This window comes from Motilimonas pumila (assembly GCF_003596335.1).
Classification (GTDB): domain Bacteria; phylum Pseudomonadota; class Gammaproteobacteria; order Enterobacterales; family CBDFNC01; genus Motilimonas; species Motilimonas pumila.
The window spans coordinates 1-1116 of record NZ_QZCH01000106.1 but is presented as its reverse complement, the minus strand read 5'-3'; the positions used below and the strand labels follow the sequence as shown (position 1 = coordinate 1116).

Below are 1116 nucleotides of genomic sequence, written 5' to 3'. Positions count from 1 at the left end.
CACTAAATCGCCCGTTTTATACAAACGCTCACTGCTATCTGGGTTGGATTTGTCATAAAACGGATTATCAATGAACATTTGTGCTGTTAAATCTGGCCTATTGAGATAACCTCGAGCTAAACCTGCCCCACCAATATGAAGCTCTCCTTCGCATCCTATTGCGACTACTTTATTATTTTTATTTAATATATAGGATTGAATATTTTGCAAAGGCTTGCCCATATGTAGATAGCCCCCACCTTGCTTATATACTCCCATCGAAGCACAGACAGTTGATTCTGTCGGGCCATATGCATTTATCAAAACACGATTATCAGACCATACCTCAGCCATTTTCACACTACATGCCTCACCTGCGATAATGAGTGTGGAAACGTGCTTCCAGAGAAATAGGTCCAATGTAGAAAGTAGAGCTGGAGGTAAAGTAGCGTGAGTGATATTGCTTTTTTTAACAACTTCCTCAAGCAACGCTACAGTTTTAGCCGTTTCTCCGGAAACCAATACCAGTTGAGCCCCAGTGCATAACGTTACCGCGATTTCAGAAATAGCAGCATCAAATGCAACAGATGCAAACTGTAATACCTGACAACTTTGCGTAACATTAAAACCTTGTCGCTGTGCATAGACAAGATTTAACAACCCAGAGTGCTCAACCATAACCCCTTTGGGATTACCCGTTGAGCCTGAGGTGTAAATCACATAAGCAAGGTGGTTGGAGTTGAGTCCCAGCCTCTCTTTCTCTGGGTTGATTGTTGGTTGTTGGTCTAGCTGCTGTTGAATAAACTCACCGTCCAAGCACAGCGCCTGTGTTTCACTCACTGGCGTACTTTTAAGTAGTTCCGCCTGAGTAATCACTGTCACAAGGCCTGCATCCTCCAACATATAAGTCAGGCGAGCCTCGGGGTAGTCTGGGTCCAGTGGCACATAGGCTCCACCTGCCTTGAGAACACCCAGTATCGCTATCACCATCTCTAACGAGCGCTCTATGCAAATGCCTACCAGAGTATCTGGCGTGATCTGCTTTTCTGTCAGCAGGTAGTGCGCCAGCTGATTGGCTTTGCTATTTAATTCGCCGTAACTAAGTTGTTTATCTTTAAAGATTAAAGCGGTGGCATC

1 protein-coding gene is annotated in these 1116 nt (G+C 44.4%); it reads right to left on the bottom strand.

What is annotated here, in order from left to right:
• A partial coding sequence (locus D1Z90_RS20730) for an amino acid adenylation domain-containing protein (protein WP_119912658.1) occupies positions 1–1116 on the bottom strand: 1116 nt, incomplete at both ends.